The 16,202-nt window shown below is 63.1% G+C and carries 16 protein-coding genes and 1 pseudogene; 6 read left to right on the forward strand and 11 right to left on the reverse strand.

The window, feature by feature from the left end:
- Nucleotides 1-33: 33 nt before the first annotated feature.
- Nucleotides 34-1,227: an acyl-CoA dehydrogenase family protein gene (locus CAPI_RS07240; RefSeq protein WP_018017984.1), complete on the reverse strand. Its 1,194-nt coding sequence runs from the start codon at nucleotides 1,225-1,227 to the stop codon at nucleotides 34-36.
- A 128-nt stretch (nucleotides 1,228-1,355) separates the two neighbouring features.
- Here CAPI_RS07240 and CAPI_RS07245 point away from each other — a divergent pair, with 128 nt between their 5' ends.
- The 3 genes and pseudogenes from CAPI_RS07245 to CAPI_RS07255 all read left to right on the forward strand — a co-directional run bounded on the left by CAPI_RS07245 (nucleotide 1,356) and on the right by CAPI_RS07255 (nucleotide 2,884).
- Nucleotides 1,356-1,925 carry a TetR/AcrR family transcriptional regulator gene (locus CAPI_RS07245; RefSeq protein WP_018017985.1) on the forward strand — a complete coding sequence of 190 codons (570 nt, stop codon included), beginning with the start codon at nucleotides 1,356-1,358 and terminating at the stop codon, nucleotides 1,923-1,925.
- A gap of 214 nt (nucleotides 1,926-2,139) precedes the next feature.
- Nucleotides 2,140-2,367, forward strand: a pseudogene (locus CAPI_RS07250) (AMP-binding protein); the annotation flags it as partial.
- A 10-nt stretch (nucleotides 2,368-2,377) separates the two neighbouring features.
- The gene (locus CAPI_RS07255) at nucleotides 2,378-2,884 is read left to right on the forward strand and encodes a MarR family winged helix-turn-helix transcriptional regulator (protein ID WP_018017987.1); all 507 of its coding nucleotides are present in this window, start codon (nucleotides 2,378-2,380) and stop codon (nucleotides 2,882-2,884) included.
- 2 nt (nucleotides 2,885-2,886) lie between these two features.
- Here the strand turns inward: CAPI_RS07255 and CAPI_RS07260 are convergent, their stop codons facing one another.
- The 6 genes from CAPI_RS07260 to CAPI_RS07280 all read right to left on the reverse strand — a co-directional run bounded on the left by CAPI_RS07260 (nucleotide 2,887) and on the right by CAPI_RS07280 (nucleotide 7,415).
- Nucleotides 2,887-3,660: an enoyl-CoA hydratase gene (locus CAPI_RS07260; protein WP_018017988.1), complete on the reverse strand. Its 774-nt coding sequence runs from the start codon at nucleotides 3,658-3,660 to the stop codon at nucleotides 2,887-2,889.
- Between the two features lie 116 nt (nucleotides 3,661-3,776).
- A complete protein-coding gene (locus CAPI_RS09645) occupies nucleotides 3,777-4,007 on the reverse strand; it encodes an enoyl-CoA hydratase/isomerase family protein (protein WP_018017989.1) in 231 nt (76 codons plus the stop codon).
- Complete coding sequence (locus CAPI_RS07265) at nucleotides 3,962-5,152, reverse strand: acetyl-CoA C-acyltransferase (RefSeq protein ID WP_018017990.1); 1,191 nt, start codon at nucleotides 5,150-5,152, stop codon at nucleotides 3,962-3,964. The genes CAPI_RS09645 and CAPI_RS07265 overlap by 46 nt, the downstream gene beginning before the upstream one ends.
- A gap of 71 nt (nucleotides 5,153-5,223) precedes the next feature.
- Nucleotides 5,224-6,093 carry a patatin-like phospholipase family protein gene (locus CAPI_RS07270; protein WP_018017991.1) on the reverse strand — a complete coding sequence of 290 codons (870 nt, stop codon included), beginning with the start codon at nucleotides 6,091-6,093 and terminating at the stop codon, nucleotides 5,224-5,226.
- 25 nt (nucleotides 6,094-6,118) lie between these two features.
- Nucleotides 6,119-7,003: an SDR family oxidoreductase gene (locus tag CAPI_RS07275; protein WP_018017992.1), complete on the reverse strand. Its 885-nt coding sequence runs from the start codon at nucleotides 7,001-7,003 to the stop codon at nucleotides 6,119-6,121.
- A gap of 58 nt (nucleotides 7,004-7,061) precedes the next feature.
- A complete protein-coding gene (locus CAPI_RS07280) occupies nucleotides 7,062-7,415 on the reverse strand; it encodes a DUF2200 family protein (protein ID WP_018017993.1) in 354 nt (117 codons plus the stop codon).
- Nucleotides 7,416-7,448: 33 nt separating this feature from the next.
- Here CAPI_RS07280 and CAPI_RS07285 point away from each other — a divergent pair, with 33 nt between their 5' ends.
- Nucleotides 7,449-7,844 (forward strand): hypothetical protein, encoded by a 396-nt coding sequence (locus tag CAPI_RS07285; RefSeq protein ID WP_018017994.1) that lies wholly within the window; start codon nucleotides 7,449-7,451, stop codon nucleotides 7,842-7,844.
- A 36-nt stretch (nucleotides 7,845-7,880) separates the two neighbouring features.
- Here CAPI_RS07285 and CAPI_RS07290 read toward each other — a convergent pair whose 3' ends face one another.
- Nucleotides 7,881-9,323, reverse strand: a complete 1,443-nt coding sequence (locus tag CAPI_RS07290) for an HNH endonuclease signature motif containing protein (protein WP_018017995.1) — start codon at nucleotides 9,321-9,323, stop codon at nucleotides 7,881-7,883.
- A gap of 95 nt (nucleotides 9,324-9,418) precedes the next feature.
- On the reverse strand, nucleotides 9,419-11,083 hold the full coding sequence (locus CAPI_RS07295) for an FAD-binding dehydrogenase (RefSeq protein WP_018017996.1): 1,665 nt from the start codon (nucleotides 11,081-11,083) through the stop codon (nucleotides 9,419-9,421).
- A gap of 149 nt (nucleotides 11,084-11,232) precedes the next feature.
- On the opposite strand from CAPI_RS07295, the gene CAPI_RS07300 reads away from it, so the two are divergent.
- Complete coding sequence (locus CAPI_RS07300; protein WP_018017997.1) at nucleotides 11,233-12,429, forward strand: NAD-dependent epimerase/dehydratase family protein; 1,197 nt, start codon at nucleotides 11,233-11,235, stop codon at nucleotides 12,427-12,429.
- A complete protein-coding gene (locus CAPI_RS07305; RefSeq protein WP_018017998.1) occupies nucleotides 12,430-13,557 on the forward strand; it encodes a glycosyltransferase family 4 protein in 1,128 nt (375 codons plus the stop codon).
- Here CAPI_RS07305 and CAPI_RS07310 read toward each other — a convergent pair.
- Both CAPI_RS07310 and CAPI_RS07315 read right to left on the reverse strand, forming a co-directional pair.
- Nucleotides 13,554-14,954 carry a glyceraldehyde-3-phosphate dehydrogenase gene (locus tag CAPI_RS07310; RefSeq protein WP_245531656.1) on the reverse strand — a complete coding sequence of 467 codons (1,401 nt, stop codon included), beginning with the start codon at nucleotides 14,952-14,954 and terminating at the stop codon, nucleotides 13,554-13,556. The genes CAPI_RS07305 and CAPI_RS07310 overlap by 4 nt on opposite strands.
- A 229-nt stretch (nucleotides 14,955-15,183) precedes the next feature.
- Complete coding sequence (locus CAPI_RS07315) at nucleotides 15,184-16,170, reverse strand: 3-hydroxyisobutyryl-CoA hydrolase (RefSeq protein WP_040356841.1); 987 nt, start codon at nucleotides 16,168-16,170, stop codon at nucleotides 15,184-15,186.
- Nucleotides 16,171-16,202 lie beyond the last annotated feature (32 nt).

Consider the following 16,202-nt stretch of genomic DNA (forward strand, 5'->3'; position numbering starts at 1 on the left):
ATTCTTCCCTTCGTTGCAGATGGCCTGGGGTTGTTAGACGAATGCGGAAACGCCCGTGACGGCGCGGCCGACGATGAGCGAGTTGATCTCATACGTGCCTTCGTAGGTGAAAAGCACTTCGGCATCGCCCATCATTTTGGACAGTCCGTACTCGGTGAGGATGCCATTGCCGCCGCCGATGGCCCGCCCGGCTGCCGCCGATTCACGTGCGAACCGAGTTGTCGTTGCCTTCGCCAGTGCGGCGTGCGGCATGTCCAGGTTTCCTTCCTCCTGCAGCTGCGCCACCTGGGCCATCATGGACAGCGACGCATTCGCGTTGCCGAGGATGCGCGCGAGATGTTCCTGGATTAGCTGGAACTTCGCGATGGGCCGGTTGAATTGCTGACGCGTCACCGCGTACTCGCGCGCCTTGTCAAAGATCCCCAGCTGCAAGCCCGCGCCCTGCCAACCGACCCATGCGCGCGAAGAACAGAGGAACTCGTTAACGTTGGCGAAGGATTGCGCGCCCGGGATCACATTGCTATGGGGGACCAGGACGTTATCAAATACAATGTCTGCGTTTTGCATAATGCGCAGCCCCATCTTGCTGGTGATTTTGGCTGTGCTGGCCCCCTCGCGGTCGAGCTCCACAATGAAGGCGCGGATCTGGCCGTCGGAAGTGTCACGGGCAAACGTGATAGCGAAGTCTGCGAACGTCCCCGCGCCGATCCAACGCTTCACTCCGTCGATCACCCAGCCTTCGTCGGTGCGCTGGGCGGTAGTAGCCAAGCCTCCGGCGATGTCGGAGCCGTGTTCGGGCTCGGTCAGCGCAAAACAACCGATGTGCCGAAACGTCCTAAGGCCCGGCAGCCAGCGCTGCTTCTGTTCCGCGGAGCCGAGCTTGTCAATCACACCGACAATGAGCTCATTGTGAATTCCGACGAGCGCCGATAGTGATACGTCTACCCTGGTCACCTCGGCGTAGACCAAGCCGCGGAACAACCGGGAGGTGGCGCTGAGCTCGATTTCCCCGAGTCCCTTCTCGGCCAGCTTGGGCAGCAGGTCGAACGGCAAGTCCTCCCGGTCCCAATACTCGCCGACGGCCGGCGCAATCTCGGTTTGGAGAAATTCGTGGATTTCCTGGAGGTGTTGTTGTTCATCGCCTGTAAGGCGGTCCGCGACCCCGAGGAGGTCGGCGTGTGGGTAGGCAACGGAGGCCAGATGGACGGAATCGAGGATCGGGGGCATGGCCTCTCCTTCGAGAAAGAGCTGTACGGTTTAGCCGATTACTGTACTCAGAGATGTTAGATGTGTCTCGTTTTTGCACCGATCTACACTGAAGCAGCCATCTAACCGCCTCTCCGCCGGAGCCACTTGTGACCCAGCCTTCGACCCCCCGCCAGCGCGAACTATTCAACGCCTTACTCAGCGACTTCCTCGCCGAGGGCTTCGAAGCTTTCACAATCGACGGGACGGCGAAACGGTACCGGTGCTCAAAGTCGACCATCTACGCCCTCGGCCGGACCCGCGACGCGATCATCAGGCGGGTCCTAGTCAGCTTCTTCCGCGAAATTGCTCGGCGCACAACCCCGTCGATACACGGGCACGCAAGCTCCGCGACTCACGCCCTAGAATCCTATTTCGCGGCTATTGCCACCGCACTTCAGCCCGCCAGCCCCGCATTTATGCGCGACCTCGCCTCAGAGGCGGTAGCCCAGGAAGTCTTCAGCGTCAACACTAAAGCTGCGACAGAGGAAATCCGCGCCATCCTGGTCCGCGGCATGGAGTCAGGAGAATTTCGCGTCAATGATCCACAGTTCCTCTCACTGTTCATCTACCGCGCGATGACCGACATCCAGCGCGGGACCTATGCCGAGACCACCTCCACCGCCGACGCATACCAGGAGCTCGGGCGATTGATCCTGCGCGGAGTGACACGCGACTAGAACCTCGCCGGGTTTTCTTTTTCCGTCATAAACGTTTTTGGGATCCATAATTAGTACTTCGAGCTCGAACTACAGTCAGGTGAACACGCGCCGGCGGATCTGACGCGGATGAAAACCCCCGAAGAAACTTGTCGCCGCCGGCGAGCCTCTCAACCCCGAGCTCATATCCACCATCGAGCGAGCCTGGCAAACGTCGGTACGCGATGGCTTCGGACAGGTAGCAGAGTCGATTCTGAGGCACTGTCGCGAAAGCCTGGCACCCTATAAGCGCATCCGGCGGCTCGAGTTCTATGAACTGCCGAAGACGATCTTGGGCAGAATCCGCCGAGTCGAGCTGCGCAAGCGCGAGACCGAAATTCGCTCCTCCGACGGAGGCGAAACCACAGCCTCCACCGAGTTCGCGGACACTGACTTTCCCAACCTGCGGGCGCTGGACGAATAAAATTCAGGCTATGCCAACAAATCCTCCTCGGATCGACAGCCTGGCAGAGGCCCACCGGCAGTGGGCTACGCACTACTCCGCTCAGGCAGCGCGAGGGCTGAGCACCTTGTCTTCCGTTGCCCGCGCGGCCCACCTATTGCGCGCGGGCGCGGAAGAGGCGCTTCAGCCTTTCAAAGTCAGCTTTGCCCAGTTCGAACTGCTGACCCTGCTCATGTGGACGCGTTCGGGCGGGCTTCCTATGTCGAAGATCAGCTCGCGGTTGCACGTGCCGCCGGGGTCGCTGACGCACACCGTCTGTCGGCTGGAAAAAGAGGGGCTGATCGCGCGGACACAATCTTCGCGCGACCGCCGCTCGATTCTCGTCTCCATCACCGACCAGGGCGTTGCCTTGGCGTCGGCAGCTGGGCCGGAGCTGAGCCGGTACTTCGAAGAAACAGATCTGACGGAGCAACAGCACCGCCAGATTGTGGAAGCGACAGCCGCCTTGCGACGGGCCGCCGGGGAATTCGTCGAATAGCTTTAGGAGTGGGTGAAGTCGGCGTCGCGTTTCTCCACGAACGCCGCCATCCCCTCCTTTTGGTCGTGGGAGGCGAAAAGTGAGTGGAATGTACGACGCTCGAACAGTAGCCCCTGAGCGAGGGTGGTCTCTCCCACTGCGTTTATCTGCTCCTTGATCAAGGTGGTCGCCACCGCCGACTTCGTGGCGATGACTTCGGCGGTCTCCAGGGCTGCATCCAGCAGTTCTGCCGCCGGCACGACGCGGGCGACAAGACCCGAGCGCTCAGCTTCCTCGGCATCCATCATCCGGCCGGTGAGGCACATCTCCATCGCCTTTGCCTTTCCGACTGCCCGAGTGAGCCGCTGCGAACCACCCATGCCCGGGGTGACGCCGAGGTTGACCTCGGGCTGGCCGAACTTCGCGCGGTCGCCCGCGATGATGAAGTCGCACATCATGGCGAGCTCGCAGCCGCCACCCAGGGCGTACCCGTTGACCGCCGCAATGATCGGGGTGCGCGCACGCGTCAGCACGTCCCAGCCTGCAAACCAATCGGCGGTGTACATTTCCGTCGCCCCCTTCGCCGCCATTTCCTTGATGTCGGCGCCTGCGGCAAACGCCTTGTCGGAACCGGTGATGACGATCGCGCCGATCCCCCCGTCTCGGTCGAACTCGGTGACTGCCTCAGTGACCTGCTCCATGGTCTCTTTGTTGAGGGCATTGAGGGCCTCCGGTCGGTTCAAGGTAATCAGTCCGACGCGGCCGCGGGTCTCGCTAAGGATCGTGGACGTGCTCATGGCATTCCTCCTAAATGGTGGTGAAAACTGAAGAAAGGGTGTCGGCGGGGACGCTGTCAAGCGACTCGCGCTCCCACATCGGCGCACTGTACTGTCCCGGGTTTTGTTTCTAGGCGTTAACCCGCTCCGCGCAGAATGACGAGGCGGACAGTTTCCTCGTCCGCCCATGCCTCGAAGACCCGGCGCATGTCGCACACCGTGTCGAGGTTGAGGGCGTTGAGTCCTTCCGGGCGGTTCAGGGCGATAATTCCGGCTTTTCCGCGGATCTCACCGACGACGACAGAAGTGTTGGTCGCCTGGGTTACCCCTCTAGCAGCAAAGCTTCGCCCTGGCCGCCGCCACCGCACAACGCAACTCCGGCCGCGGTTGCGTTACCAGCCGCGAGTTGGTGCGCAGCATGCACAACGAGGCGTGCCCCCGAGGCGCCGATCGGGTGCCCTAACGCGATGGCTCCCCCATGCGGGTTGACAATGTCCTCGGACACCCCCAGCTGGCGCGCCGAATGGGCGACAACCGCACCGAAGGCTTCATTGATCTCGATGAGGTCCAGCTTGTCCACACGCCACCCCTGGCGCTGCAACGCCTGTTCCAGAGCATTCGCGGGTTGCGCCTGCAGGGAGGCGTCCGGACCGGCCACTTGGCCCACGGCACGCAGCGTTGCCAGGGCCGTCCAACCCTGCTCGGTGGCATGGTGACGGGTAGTGAGGGCAACAGCAGCCGCCCCGTCCGTGATAGGAGAGGAATTGCCCGCCGTAATACTCCCGTCCTGGCTGAACGCCGAGCGTAAAGCCGCCAGCGATTCCTCGGTGACTCCTTCCCGAATGCCTTCATCAGTCTCGACGGTCGTTTCGCCACGCCGGGTGCGCACCGTGACCGGAGAGATCTCCAGGCCAAGCGTGCCGTCCTGTGTGGCGGCAAGCGCCCGCTGATGGGAAAGCGCCGCGACGCGGTCCTGCTCCTCGCGGGAGACGGGGTAATCGTTGCCGTGTTGCTCTGTCAGCAATCCCATGGAGATACCTTGGTGTGCGTCGCGCAGACCGTCGTACTCCATATGGTCAACGGCCTCGAGTGCGCCGAACTTCACGCCGGCCCGCGTATTGCGCAGCAGATGCGGCGCATTCGTCATCGACTCCATCCCCCCTGCAACGACCACCGAGGCCTCACCCGAGCGGATGAGGCGGGCGGCGTCGATCACGGCGGTGAGCCCCGATAGGCAGACTTTGTTAACCGTCGAAGTATGCGCGCTCGCGGGAATGCCCGCCCCTAGGGCAGCTTGCTTGGCCGGGTTCTGCCCCGCTCCGGCCTGCAGAACCTGCCCAAGAATGACCGCTTCCACGGCGTCTGCCGAGACCCCGCCTTGGGCGAGGGCACCCTGGATTGCATGGCTTCCCAACTTCGTCGCTTCTAGCTGTGCAAGAGCGCCGAGAAGCTTGCCAAACGGGGTGCGCGCCGCACCCACAATCACTACATCGTCGTTCTCTCTGCTCGCCATGGAGTGACCACCCTTCAAACGGTACGTAGTTCTTTGGAATCGTACCGTTGAAGCGTGATCCGCGCCACCACCTACGCTCCCCTAAGGAAGCGCTCCCACTGCGGCCACTCCCGCTCCACCTGCGCCTCTCCGGCCACATAGTTTTCCTTCAACTTGGCGACGTTCAACTCTGTCGCCTCCACCTGCATGGAATCGGGGAAGAAGAGCTGCGCCTGCCCCGCTGCTTCGAGGTCTAGGAGCGTCTGCTTCGAGGCGTTGTACCGCGCGGGACGGCTGATAATGCTCTCGGCGACCGCCGGGTTTTTCCGGAACATTCGCCGGGTAACGCGGGGTCGCGTCACCTCAGGGCGGACGTAGTCCCTCGGCTTTGTAGCTAGGAAGAAGAAGCGAGTGAACCCGGCGCGGCGGGCGGCGTCGATAAGAATGCCCCCGGAGTCGCCGAGGGCGCCGTCGACGTACGGGGCGTCGCCGATGAGTGGCATCTGCATGATCAGGGGAAGTGTTGAGGAGGCGCGGGTGGCCCGGTTGATGTCGTCGATCGTTGCCATGTCGGCCCGGTTCCACACCACCGTTTCCCCCGAATCAGCCCGGGTCGCCTCCACGTGGACTTCCTCCTCGGTGGAGAGGTACGTGTCGTAGTCGAAGGGCAGGGCCTCCGACGAACCCTCGTAGATAAACTCCCCGTTTATGTAGCCTCGGCCTCGCACGAAACTGCGCCATCCGCCAAACTCCGGGTGGCCGACGAATTCCGTGAAGGAGCGGCGGGAGCGCTCGATATCGCGCGAGGCGTAATTCAGCGCGTGCACCGAACCCGCGGAGACGCCCCCGACCCACCCGAAGCGCACCTCGTGCTCGAGGAGCTTGATCACGCCGGGGGCTGTATACGAGTTGCGGGTTCCCCCGCCTTCGAGAATTAGGGCGGTGTCACGCGCGTCGATCATGGCAGCCTATTATAGGGCCCCGACGCTACGGCGTCTGGGTTCCGCCGGTCGCCGATAGCGTCGAGCCCGACACGTAGGACGAGTCGTCCGAGGCGAGGAACACGTAGGCCGCCGCGAGCTCGGCGGGCTGCCCGGCGCGCCCGACGGGGGACTGCTGCCCGAAGGTCGTGATCTTCTCCTGGGGCTGACCATGGCTCGGCTGTAGCACGGTCCAGAACGGGCCGGGAGCCACAGCGTTAACGCGGATGCCCTTGTTCGGCAGCAGGTCCTGCGACAGGCCCTTTGCCAAGTTGTTCATCGCGGCCTTCGTCATCGCGTAATCCAGCAGCGTCTCCGAGGGGTTGTACGCCTGGATCGAGCTGGTGAAGATAATCGACGAACCGGGCGGCATGTGGGGCACGGCCGCCTTGGTCACGCGGAACGAGGAGTAAATGTTCGACTTCATCGTCGCGTCGAAGTCTTCGTCGGAAATCTTCTCGATTCCCTCGTGGAAGATTTGGCGAGAGGCGTTGTTCACCAGCACGTCCAGCCCGCCCAGCTCGGCCACGGCCTTCTCCACTGTCGCGTTGCAGGTTTCAAGGTCCTGCAGGTCACCGGGTATTGCAACCGCTTTGCGTCCGGCCTCTTCGATAGCTTCGATCACACGACGCGCGTCCTGCTCCTCCTCGGGGAGGTAAGCGATCGCCACATCGGCGCCTTCGCGCGCAAACGCCACGGCGGCGGCGGCCCCAATGCCCGAATCACCACCCGTGATTAGGGCTTTGCGCCCCTCCAGCTTGCCGGAACCGACGTAGGTATCAAGACCGATGTCGGGTACCGGCGTAGCTTCCGTCTCAAGGCCGGGGTGTTCCTGCACCTGCTCGGGAGGGGAAATAACGGGGTACTTCTTGCGGGGATCGGTGAGAGCCATTGAAGCTGCCTCCTATAATGATCGTCTTATCGTTTGCAGGGCCCGAGTGTACCGAAACTCACCGTGCCTCCTCGCCGCGCTTGATGCTCCCCACCTTCTTGCCCCGCGCTAGCTCGTCGACAACTTTGTCCATGTAGCGGATCGCGCGCATCAGCGGGTCCTCGATCTCCTCGACCCTCACCCCGCACACGACTCCCGTGATGAGCTGGGAGGATGGGTTAAGCGGATGGTCATCGAAGAACTCCCGCAGGGTCGCATCGGACTCCGCTGCAGCGTGGATCTCGCCGCTACTGAGCCCGGTGAGCCACCCGAGGACGTCGTCAAGGTGCTCAATGTCCTTTCCCTTTCGTTGGACCTTTGCCACGTAGTTGTTGTAGATATCGCCGAACCGGTAATTGAAGGCGCGTTCCATACCGCGCGATCGTAGCGGGGTTAGACTTCGGCCATGGGCTTGCTGGAACGGATCCGCACGATCTTCGGTGGCACCGCATTGGTGGACTACCCCGCACACGTCAGGGACGTGTCGGCGGGCAGGCTCGATACGTACACCGTCAAGCTCGACCCCGACACCGACGAGTCGCGCGTGGTACTCACCATCGACGCCCCTTCTCTACGGGCACTTTCGCCTCTCGACGCCCCCGTGCGCCTCTGGTCGCCGTCTTCTGAGGACGTCACGTTCGTCCCCGTTCGTCGCGCGGCCAATCCCGCGCTCGACCCAAACCTGGGCTGGATCATTCCCGTCACACCGGACGCCGTGGCCGAGCTGAGTGCATTGACGGGCGTGCCCGGTGAGTACGACCTAGCCTCGCTCCACCTTTCGCTGATCGTGTCGGGTTCCTAGGCCGGGGCGCGGCTAGCTGGCGACGGACAACCGATTTTAATCAAAGATCGCCGGATCGGGCGCTCGACTGTGACGGGCCCCCCGCGCTTTGGCCGCGGTGCGTTGCCCTGGTGCTTGCCGGTATTGATGCGTGCGCGTCGGCATCGGGGGCCCGCCACGAGCTGAGTGGTACCGGACCTCTCCGTTCACCGGGTCTTTCGTGAAGTAGCCCTTCCCGCCTTCCCCGTCGCGCCGGTCGTTGTTGCACCGGTGGTGCTCTCGACACAGCAGGACGAGGTTGTCCAGCGACGTCATTCCGCCGTCGAGGTACGACACGAGGTGGTGCGCTTCGAGCTCAATACCCGGCTTCGTGCAGCCATTCCAAGCGCACACCGATTGGAGAGCCAGCAACGCAATCTTCTCTTCAATGCTGGCAAAGCGGGCACGCCCCAGGCTGAGCGGGACGCCGGTCGCGGAATCGAGCTGGAGGACGAAGCTGTCCCCCGCCAACCCGAGTTCTGCTAAGTCAAGCGCCGTTAGCGGCGTGCCGGTGTTGCTCGGGAAGACCGTGGGAGGGTCTGCGTTGAGCAAGTCCTCGAGGGTAAGGGTGACAACGACGGTTCCGACCCCGGACTGGCGTCGTGCTTTGTCAACCGAGTACGAGCGGAGAATGTGAAGGAGGTGGTCGAATCGGCGCTGGCGCTTCGTTCTCATATCCACGGCTCCCCCTGGTAAGTGGGATCCGGGCGCGTCACCACCGGCGAGCGCTGCCTCAATGAGAGCGCGGTGCGCTCGGTCGACATAGAGCTTCATCCAGCTCCCGCCGTCCCCGTCCTCTGCGCCAAAAACTACCGTTCGCTTTTTGAAGGCTGCGAACGGGTCCACCTTGCCACCCAGATCGCGGCCGTTGCGGTTCGCCCTACGCACAAGCGTATCGACGTAAGACCGCAATTCCTCCGGGTTCATCCGCGTGGCCGCATCCATCGCTTCCGCATACACGGCGCGGTATCCGGGGTTGGAATGCTCATTAAGTGCGCGCAAGGCGTTGCGGATAATGCGGTGCTTTTCCTCGGATGCCTGCTTCTCCTTGGCCGCCTTCCGGGCCCGCGACTGGGCCGCCTTCTCGGCCGCCCGGCGACGCTCGGCCTCTTGCTCGCGCGCGGGATCGGGGTCGTCCTTATCCTCGCGCGGGGCGCTGGGTTCACCGAAGAGCGTCTGGCCGCGTGATAGCCACTCGAAGGCCGTGGCCCGAGAGACGCCGAGGCGCTGAGTGAGGTATTCAACCGGGTGGGTCGCCCCAACGAGCGAACCGGCGTCGTCGCGTTGACACAAGTAGGCAAACGACGCATGGATGCCGGCTAGGTATCCCAGTGTTTCTTGCAGCCGCTCCATCGACTGGCGTGTACCCGAAAGTTGCAGCTCCTCGGGGTTCGACATGGTCTCGGCGAGGGAAGCTAACCCCTGCTCGATGAGCTCAACAGAATGCTCGATCGTCCGCATGGTCACCTGCCCCCTTTCTGGTCACAACATTAGGGGCCCACCAAGACAAGGAGGTGCAGACTATCGAAAATGTTTTCGAACGGGTGGCGAGGCCCCTACGCCCGCGCCAGCGCCTCCCCGACGCGCTTACCAGAGTGGATGCACCCGCCAAGGAACGTCCCTTCCAACGCGTTCTTGCCGTGCATTCCCCCGCCGCCAAAGCCAGCGGCCTCACCGCAGGCGTAAAGGCCGGGGAAGACGGTGCCGTCGGCAAGCAAAGCCCGCCCTGAAAGATCCGTCTCGATTCCGCCGAGCGTCTTACGGGTGAGCACGTGGAGGCGGACCGCGATGAGCGGGCCCTTCTTCTCGTCGAGAATCCGGTGCGGCGGGTGGACCCGCACGATCTTGTCACCCAGGAAGTGCCGGGCCATTCGAATGTAGTTGACCTGGATGTCCTTGGAGAAGGGGTTCATGGTCTGAGAGTCGCGGTCGATGAGCTGTGCGCGAACGAGCTCGAGGTCGACGGGGACGTCGCCAATCTCATTCATACCCTCGACGAGCTCTTCGATCGTGTCGGCCGTGACCCAATCCTCGCCGTGATCCTGGAACGCCTTAATGGACCCGGGAGTGCCTGGCCCGAGCTTGCCGGCGAGCTTCTTCAGGGACTTGTCCGTTAAGTCCGGGTTCTGCTCGGAACCGGAGAAGATGAACTCCTTATCGGCAATGGACTGGTTGAGCACAAACCAGGAGTACCCGTAACCGGTACGGCCGATGTGCGCCAGCGCGGCAAGGTTGTCCGATCCCGGGAAAAGGTGAGCCGGAAGGCGCTTGCCCGTAGCATCCAGCCACATTGCCGACGGCCCCGGGATGATGCGAATACCGTGACCCGGCCAAATCGGATTCCAGTTGATCATTCCTTCTGGGTAGTGCCACATCCGGTCGGTGTTGACCAATCGGGCACCGGCCTCCGACGCGATATCGATTCCGCGGCCGTCCACAAACTCGGGCACGCCCGTGACTAAATTGTCCGGGCACCGGCCCCAGCGGTCCTCTGGCCACGTGCGTCGCACCTTGTCGAGGTTTCCGCCGATCCCCCCCGTGGCGACAACCACGGCCGCGCCGCGCAGTTCAAACGGGCCCTGCTCGTCGTTATTGGACGCGGCCCCACGTACCCCACCGTCCTCGGCGAGCTTCACTCCGCGGACTCCCACCGCGCGCCCGTCTTCGACAATGATCTCGTCCACGCGGTGCCGGAAGCGGAACTCGACGTCTCCGCGCTTTTCCGCCTCGAGCAGCGGTTCCCGGAACACTCGCACGACCTCAGGGCCGGTTCCCCATGTGACATGGAAACGGGGAACGGAGTTGCCGTGCCCCGATGCGTCACCCGAACCGCGCTCCGCCCACCCAATCGTGGGAAGCACCCTCAGCCCCAGGTCCTTGAGGTAGGCGTGCATATCATTGGCGGCGAAGCGGACGAACTCGCGGCCCCAGCGGCGGGGCCATTCGTCGTGCTCAGAGTCGTCGTAATCCGCGGAGTTTTCCCAGTCCCGCCACGCAAGCTCTTCGGAGTCGGACACTTGCATCAGTTTCTGCTCTGGCGAGCCAACCATGAACAGGCCTCCGAGCGACCAGAACGCCTGGCCACCCAGATTCTCTCTGCTTTCTTGGTCCACGAACACGACTTTTCGCCCCGCTGCGGATGCCTCGTATCCGGCAACCATTCCTGAAAGACCGGAGCCTACGATGATAACGGTGTGTGGTTGATCCTTTGTCTCGCCCATGGTCGGAATGGTACAGGCAGAACGCGCCCACGTGTGTGGGATCACGTCACCTAACGTTAACCCAGTTCACCGCGCGCACTGACTTCCTGGCCGGTACCGTGAAACAAAGGCTTTGTCAGTGGTTTAAGTGGTTCAGAAAGGTGTTTCGAGTGCGCGTTGCAGTGTTGGGTGGAGACGGTTTCTGCGGATGGCCAGCGTCATTGCACCTCTCGGATCTTGGCCACACCATCGCGATCGTCGATAATTTGTCGCGCAGGCAGATCGATAAGGAGCTGGGCGCGGAGTCGCTCACGCCGATCGCGACGATGGGAGAACGCCTCGCTGCGTGGCAGGAGACCTCGGGAAAGAGCATCGAGTTCCACAACCTGGACATCGCGCAGGATTACGCCGAGTTGGCGGAGTTCATCTCCACGTTCCGCCCGGATGCCGTCGTCCACTTCGCGGAGCAGCGTGCCGCCCCCTATTCGATGAAGAACCACGCGACGAAGCGCTACACAGTGGACAACAACGTCAGAGCGACCCACAACCTGCTCGTCGCGATCGTCGAGTCGGGCCTTGATGTCCACGTCGTTCACCTCGGAACGATGGGGGTGTACGGGTATGGCACGGCGGGGATGAAGATTCCGGAAGGTTACCTGGACGTGCAGGTGGCGTCGGAAAGCAGTGAGCCCCTCTCCCAGCAGATCCTCTACCCCACCAACCCTGGGTCGGTCTATCACATGACGAAGGTGCTGGACCAGCATCTCTTCGCGTACTACGCCAAGAACGACGAGCTGCGAATCACCGACCTCCACCAGGGAATTATTTGGGGCACGAACACCCCTCAGACCCTGCGCAGCGAGCGCCTGATCAACCGCTTCGACTACGACGGGGATTACGGCACCGTGCTCAACCGCTTCCTCATGCAGGCGGCTGTGGGATACCCTCTGACGGTCCACGGGACGGGTGGCCAGACGCGCGCTTTTATCCACATCCGCGACATGGTCACCTGTATCCAGCTTGCACTAGAGAACCCTCCCGCCAAGGGTGAGCGGGTGAAGATCTACAACCAGATGACCGAGACGCACCGTGTTCGTGACCTCGCTGAGCTGGTGGCCCGCCTCTCTGGCGCGCAGGTCGCCTACGTACCCAATCCGCGGAAAGAAAGTGCGGAAAACGAGCTCTACGTCTCAAACGACACGTTCCTTGACCTCGGTTTGCACCCCACGCGACTAGAGGAGGGCTTACTCCAGGAGGTGGAGGACGTCGCCCGCAAGTACGCCCACCGCGCGGACCGATCCAAGATCCCCGCGCGGTCGCTGTGGACCTCCGCCCAGGCTGCTGGCGTGCCTGACAGCGAGAAGTAGATGCGGATAGCGCTCTTCACCGAGGTTTTTCTGCCCAAAATCGACGGGGTGGTCACGCGCATCATCCGCACCCTGGACGAGCTGGCTGCCGCCGGGCATGAGGTGCTTATCTTCGCTACCGGCGCTCCCCCGCGCGAGTACGCGGGCTTCGAGGTCGTGCGTATCCCCTCCTTTCCATTTTGGCCGGTCTACCCCGAAATCCAGGTGGGGGTGCCCGTCGCCCGCATCCCACGGCGGCTCGCAGAGTTCAATCCGGATGTCGTCCACGCCGTCAACCCGATGTGGACGGCGGGTTTCGGCTCCCTCGTGTCGCGCCTCCAGGGCGTGCCCGTAGTGGCATCCTTCCACACCGACGTCCCCGAATACACCGTTAAGCTCGGCATTCCTTGGGTCAGACCCGCCTCCGAGTGGGGCGTGCGCACCTTTCACTCCCTGGCCGCCACAAACCTCGTCACGTCTGGGCCCATGCGGGAAAAAGTCGCCTCCTACGGTATCAAGAACATCGAGCTGTGGCCCAAAGCCGTCGACACGGTGGGTTTTCACCCCTCGCACGCCTCGCGCGAGTCGCGAGCGCTTCTTAGCGACGATCACCCCGACGCCCCCCTCGTCATCTACATTGGCCGGATGTCCGCCGAAAAGGACGTGGGACGAACGCTCGGAATCATGGAGCGCGTCCGGGAGACAGTGCCCGGGGCCCGTCTCGCCCTCGTCGGCGAGGGGCCTCAGTACAAAGAGCTGAGCGCGACTATGGACCGCGACTGGATCACCTTTACGGGCTACCTCTCGGGATCTGAGCTCGCGGCGGCCTTCGCCTCCGCGGATGTCTTCCTGTTCCCGTCGACGACGGAGACACTCGGATTCGTGGCCTTGGAGTCGTTTGCATCGGGCGTGCCCGTCGTCGGGGCCGACGCGGGGGGCGTGCCCTTTGTTATCGACGACGGCGTGACCGGCTTCCTCGTCAACCCCGAGAGTTCGGACGCGGAGTGGGCCGGCCGGGTGGCGCACTTGCTGGAGAATAAAGCGGACCGGGACGCTATGGCTGGGCGGGCGCGGAAGGAGGCGCAGCGCTGGTCCTGGTCTGCCTCAACGAGCCGGCTGGCCGAGGTGTACCGGGAAGCGATCGGTTAGCGGATGTCCTGCGGGTCCTTGCGCTCCGGGTAAATCCGGGGGCGGACACCGGCGATCTCCTCCACAATCCTGATCACCTGGTTCGAGTACCCAAACTCGTTGTCGTACCAGACGTAGAGGACGAGGTGATTGCCCGAGGCGATCGTGGCCAGTCCATCGACCACGCCGGCGTGGGTCGAGCCGAGCAAATCGGTGGACACGACATCGGGTGAGTGGATGTAGTCAATTTGCTGCCGCAGGGTGGAGTCGGTAGACACTCGGCGGATGAAGTCGTTGACCTCGCGCTTTTCGACGTCAGTAGCGAGGTCGAGATTAAGCACCGCCATGGACACATCGGGCGTGGGGACGCGGATGGCGTTTCCTGTCAGCTTGCCTTCGAATTCCGGCAGAGCCTTCGATACGGCCTTGGCCGCGCCAGTTTCGGTAAGCACCATATTCAACCCCGCCGCGCGCCCACGCCGCGGCCCCTTGTGGAAGTTGTCGGCCAGGTTCTGGTCGTTGGTGTAAGAGTGCACCGTCTCGACGTGGCCGTGCGTAACCCCATAGCGGTCGCCGATGACCTTCAACACGGGCGTGATCGCGTTTGTCGTACACGACGCAGCAGACACAATGCGGTCGCTTTCGGCATCCGTGATGTCCCCATGATTGACGCCGTAAACAATGTTGCGCACGTCTCCCTTGCCCGGTGCGGTGAGCACGACGCGGGACGCACCCGCCGACTGCAGGTGCTGCGCCAGCCCGGCGCGGTCACGCCAGCGGCCTGTGTTGTCGACGACAATCGCATCGTTGATCCCGTAGGCCGTGTAGTCGATGCTAGCCGGGTCATCAGAGTAGATCATCTGGATGGGGGTGCCGTTAGCCCAGATGATGTCGTTGTCGCGGTCCACGGAAATAGTGCCGTTGAACGCACCGTGCACGGAGTCGCGGCGCAGCAGGGAGGCTCGCTTGACGATGTCATCGTCGCCCTTCTTGCGCACGACCACTGCGCGGAGGCGGACACCCCCGTAGGTGGCCTCGCGAGCAATGAGGATGCGAGCGAGCAAACGGCCGATGCGCCCGAAGCCATAAAGCACAACGTCCCTGGGCTGCAGGGTACTCGCACCGCCAATCACATCCGAAAGCTCCTCTTCGAGGAAGGTGCGAAGGTCCACCCCTTCGACGCGGGAGTAGTTCTTCGCCAAGCGGCCTAGGTCGATGGAGGCCGTCCCCAGATCGAAGGTGACGAGCTCCTCCAAGATCGGCAGCGTGTCGTCGAGGGGAAGCTCGCGCGCGACAATCCGCCGGGCGTAACGGTGCGCCTTAATAATGTCGATATCGGTCACGCCCACGAGCAAGCGACCATAGATCGAGGTGACGGCGTTGTTTTCGCGGTGCAAGCGGCTGATCAATGGCAACATGTGTTGCGCCAGCTGGAGTTTGTGGTTCCAGTCGTTGTCGGGAGAGAGCGCGGAGGAGGGCGATTGACTCACGTGGGGGTCCACGTGGGATGCGTCGGTCACTACTGTCCTTTTCGGGGTTGAGCTTCGGGTGTGAACCCGCCGTGAAACCCGCGAACCGGGGGTACGCAGGCACAGGTAGCTTAAACCCCGCAGGGGCTACTGCTCCCCTCGGCCCTCCCCCCGTTTTCTACCCCAGCGCGGCGCGGTAGCGTTCCACGTCCGCTTCGGGGGTAAACGAGGCGTCGTTCGTCTTATCGACGAGTACCGCGCGCACACCCTCGGCGAAATCGGGCTCCCGGCTGACTAAAGCACCGAGGGAGCGTTCGTTGGCGAGAGCCCCAGCGAGGTCCGTCTCAGCATTTGCCTGCATTAACTCCGCAGCGGCCACAAGCGCAGACGGGGAAGCCTGGCTGGTCAACGTGGCGACCAAGGCTTGGAGCTCGGGGTGAGCGGCCAGCGCGCGTTTGATGTCCGCCCACGAGCCGACGAACACCTCGTCTATCACGTCGAACCAGCGCTCCAGGTCGGAGGGCCCGGCCGGCAGCGCGACGTCGTCAAGCGAGCGTGCCCCACCTGCCACGACGCGCTCGACGACGCCGTCGAGGCTGGCCACTTTATGCGTGGCGAGCCCCGTGGCGAGCATGTCATCGGCGCTGAGGCGGTAACCGGTTAGGGCGAGAAATGCACCGAGGCCCTGGGAGGGGTGTCCCGGCAAGTGCTGCAGCCGCCAGCTCATGCCTACGTCAGTGATGTACCCGATGTTCATCTCGGGCATGGATGCGAAGGCGTCTTCCGTGACGGCAAGGTGCGACCCGTGTGCGGACACACCCAGTCCCCCGCCCATGATTACCCCGCTGGCCAGTGCGATGTAGGGCTTGGGATAGTTCGCAATGTCCAGGTTCATCTCGTACTCCCGCGCGAAGAACTCATCGACGTCGACCGCGCGGCCGGAGAGAATGCCCTCCCGCGCGGCGCGGACGTCGCCTCCGGCACAAAAATGCTTGCCCGATGAGCGGATGATCACCTGCTCCACGCCCGCGTCCTCGCGCCATGCGTCTAGCGCCCCTTTGATCGCGTCAACCATCTCGCGGTTCAGCGAGTTCAGAGCCTTGGGGCGGTTGAGGGTGATGACTCCGGTAGAGTCCATAACGTCGGTAAGCACTGGTTTTTCCATGCTGCCAGTGTTACACATCACAGCGAAAGTTG

The organism is Corynebacterium capitovis DSM 44611, assembly GCF_030440535.1.
Taxonomy (GTDB): Bacteria; Actinomycetota; Actinomycetes; order Mycobacteriales; family Mycobacteriaceae; genus Corynebacterium; species Corynebacterium capitovis.

Excerpts from the sequence above, each read along its gene's own strand:
- CAPI_RS07270 (WP_018017991.1), bottom strand. The coding sequence starts at position 6,093 with ATGATCGACGCGCGTGACACCGCCCTAATTCTCGAAGGCGGGGGAACC.
- CAPI_RS07255 (WP_018017987.1), top strand. The coding sequence starts at position 2,378 with ATGCCAACAAATCCTCCTCGGATCGACAGCCTGGCAGAGGCCCACCGG.
- CAPI_RS07285 (WP_018017994.1), top strand. The coding sequence starts at position 7,449 with ATGGGCTTGCTGGAACGGATCCGCACGATCTTCGGTGGCACCGCATTG.
- CAPI_RS07290 (WP_018017995.1), bottom strand. The coding sequence starts at position 9,323 with ATGCGGACGATCGAGCATTCTGTTGAGCTCATCGAGCAGGGGTTAGCT.
- CAPI_RS07310 (WP_245531656.1), bottom strand. The coding sequence starts at position 14,954 with ATGTTGCCATTGATCAGCCGCTTGCACCGCGAAAACAACGCCGTCACC.
- CAPI_RS07240 (WP_018017984.1), bottom strand. The coding sequence starts at position 1,227 with ATGCCCCCGATCCTCGATTCCGTCCATCTGGCCTCCGTTGCCTACCCA.
- CAPI_RS07315 (WP_040356841.1), bottom strand. The coding sequence starts at position 16,170 with ATGGAAAAACCAGTGCTTACCGACGTTATGGACTCTACCGGAGTCATC.
- CAPI_RS07305 (WP_018017998.1), top strand. The coding sequence starts at position 12,430 with ATGCGGATAGCGCTCTTCACCGAGGTTTTTCTGCCCAAAATCGACGGG.
- CAPI_RS07265 (WP_018017990.1), bottom strand. The coding sequence starts at position 5,152 with ATGGCGAGCAGAGAGAACGACGATGTAGTGATTGTGGGTGCGGCGCGC.
- CAPI_RS07295 (WP_018017996.1), bottom strand. The coding sequence starts at position 11,083 with ATGGGCGAGACAAAGGATCAACCACACACCGTTATCATCGTAGGCTCC.
- CAPI_RS07275 (WP_018017992.1), bottom strand. The coding sequence starts at position 7,003 with ATGGCTCTCACCGATCCCCGCAAGAAGTACCCCGTTATTTCCCCTCCC.
- CAPI_RS07280 (WP_018017993.1), bottom strand. The coding sequence starts at position 7,415 with ATGGAACGCGCCTTCAATTACCGGTTCGGCGATATCTACAACAACTAC.
- CAPI_RS07260 (WP_018017988.1), bottom strand. The coding sequence starts at position 3,660 with ATGAGCACGTCCACGATCCTTAGCGAGACCCGCGGCCGCGTCGGACTG.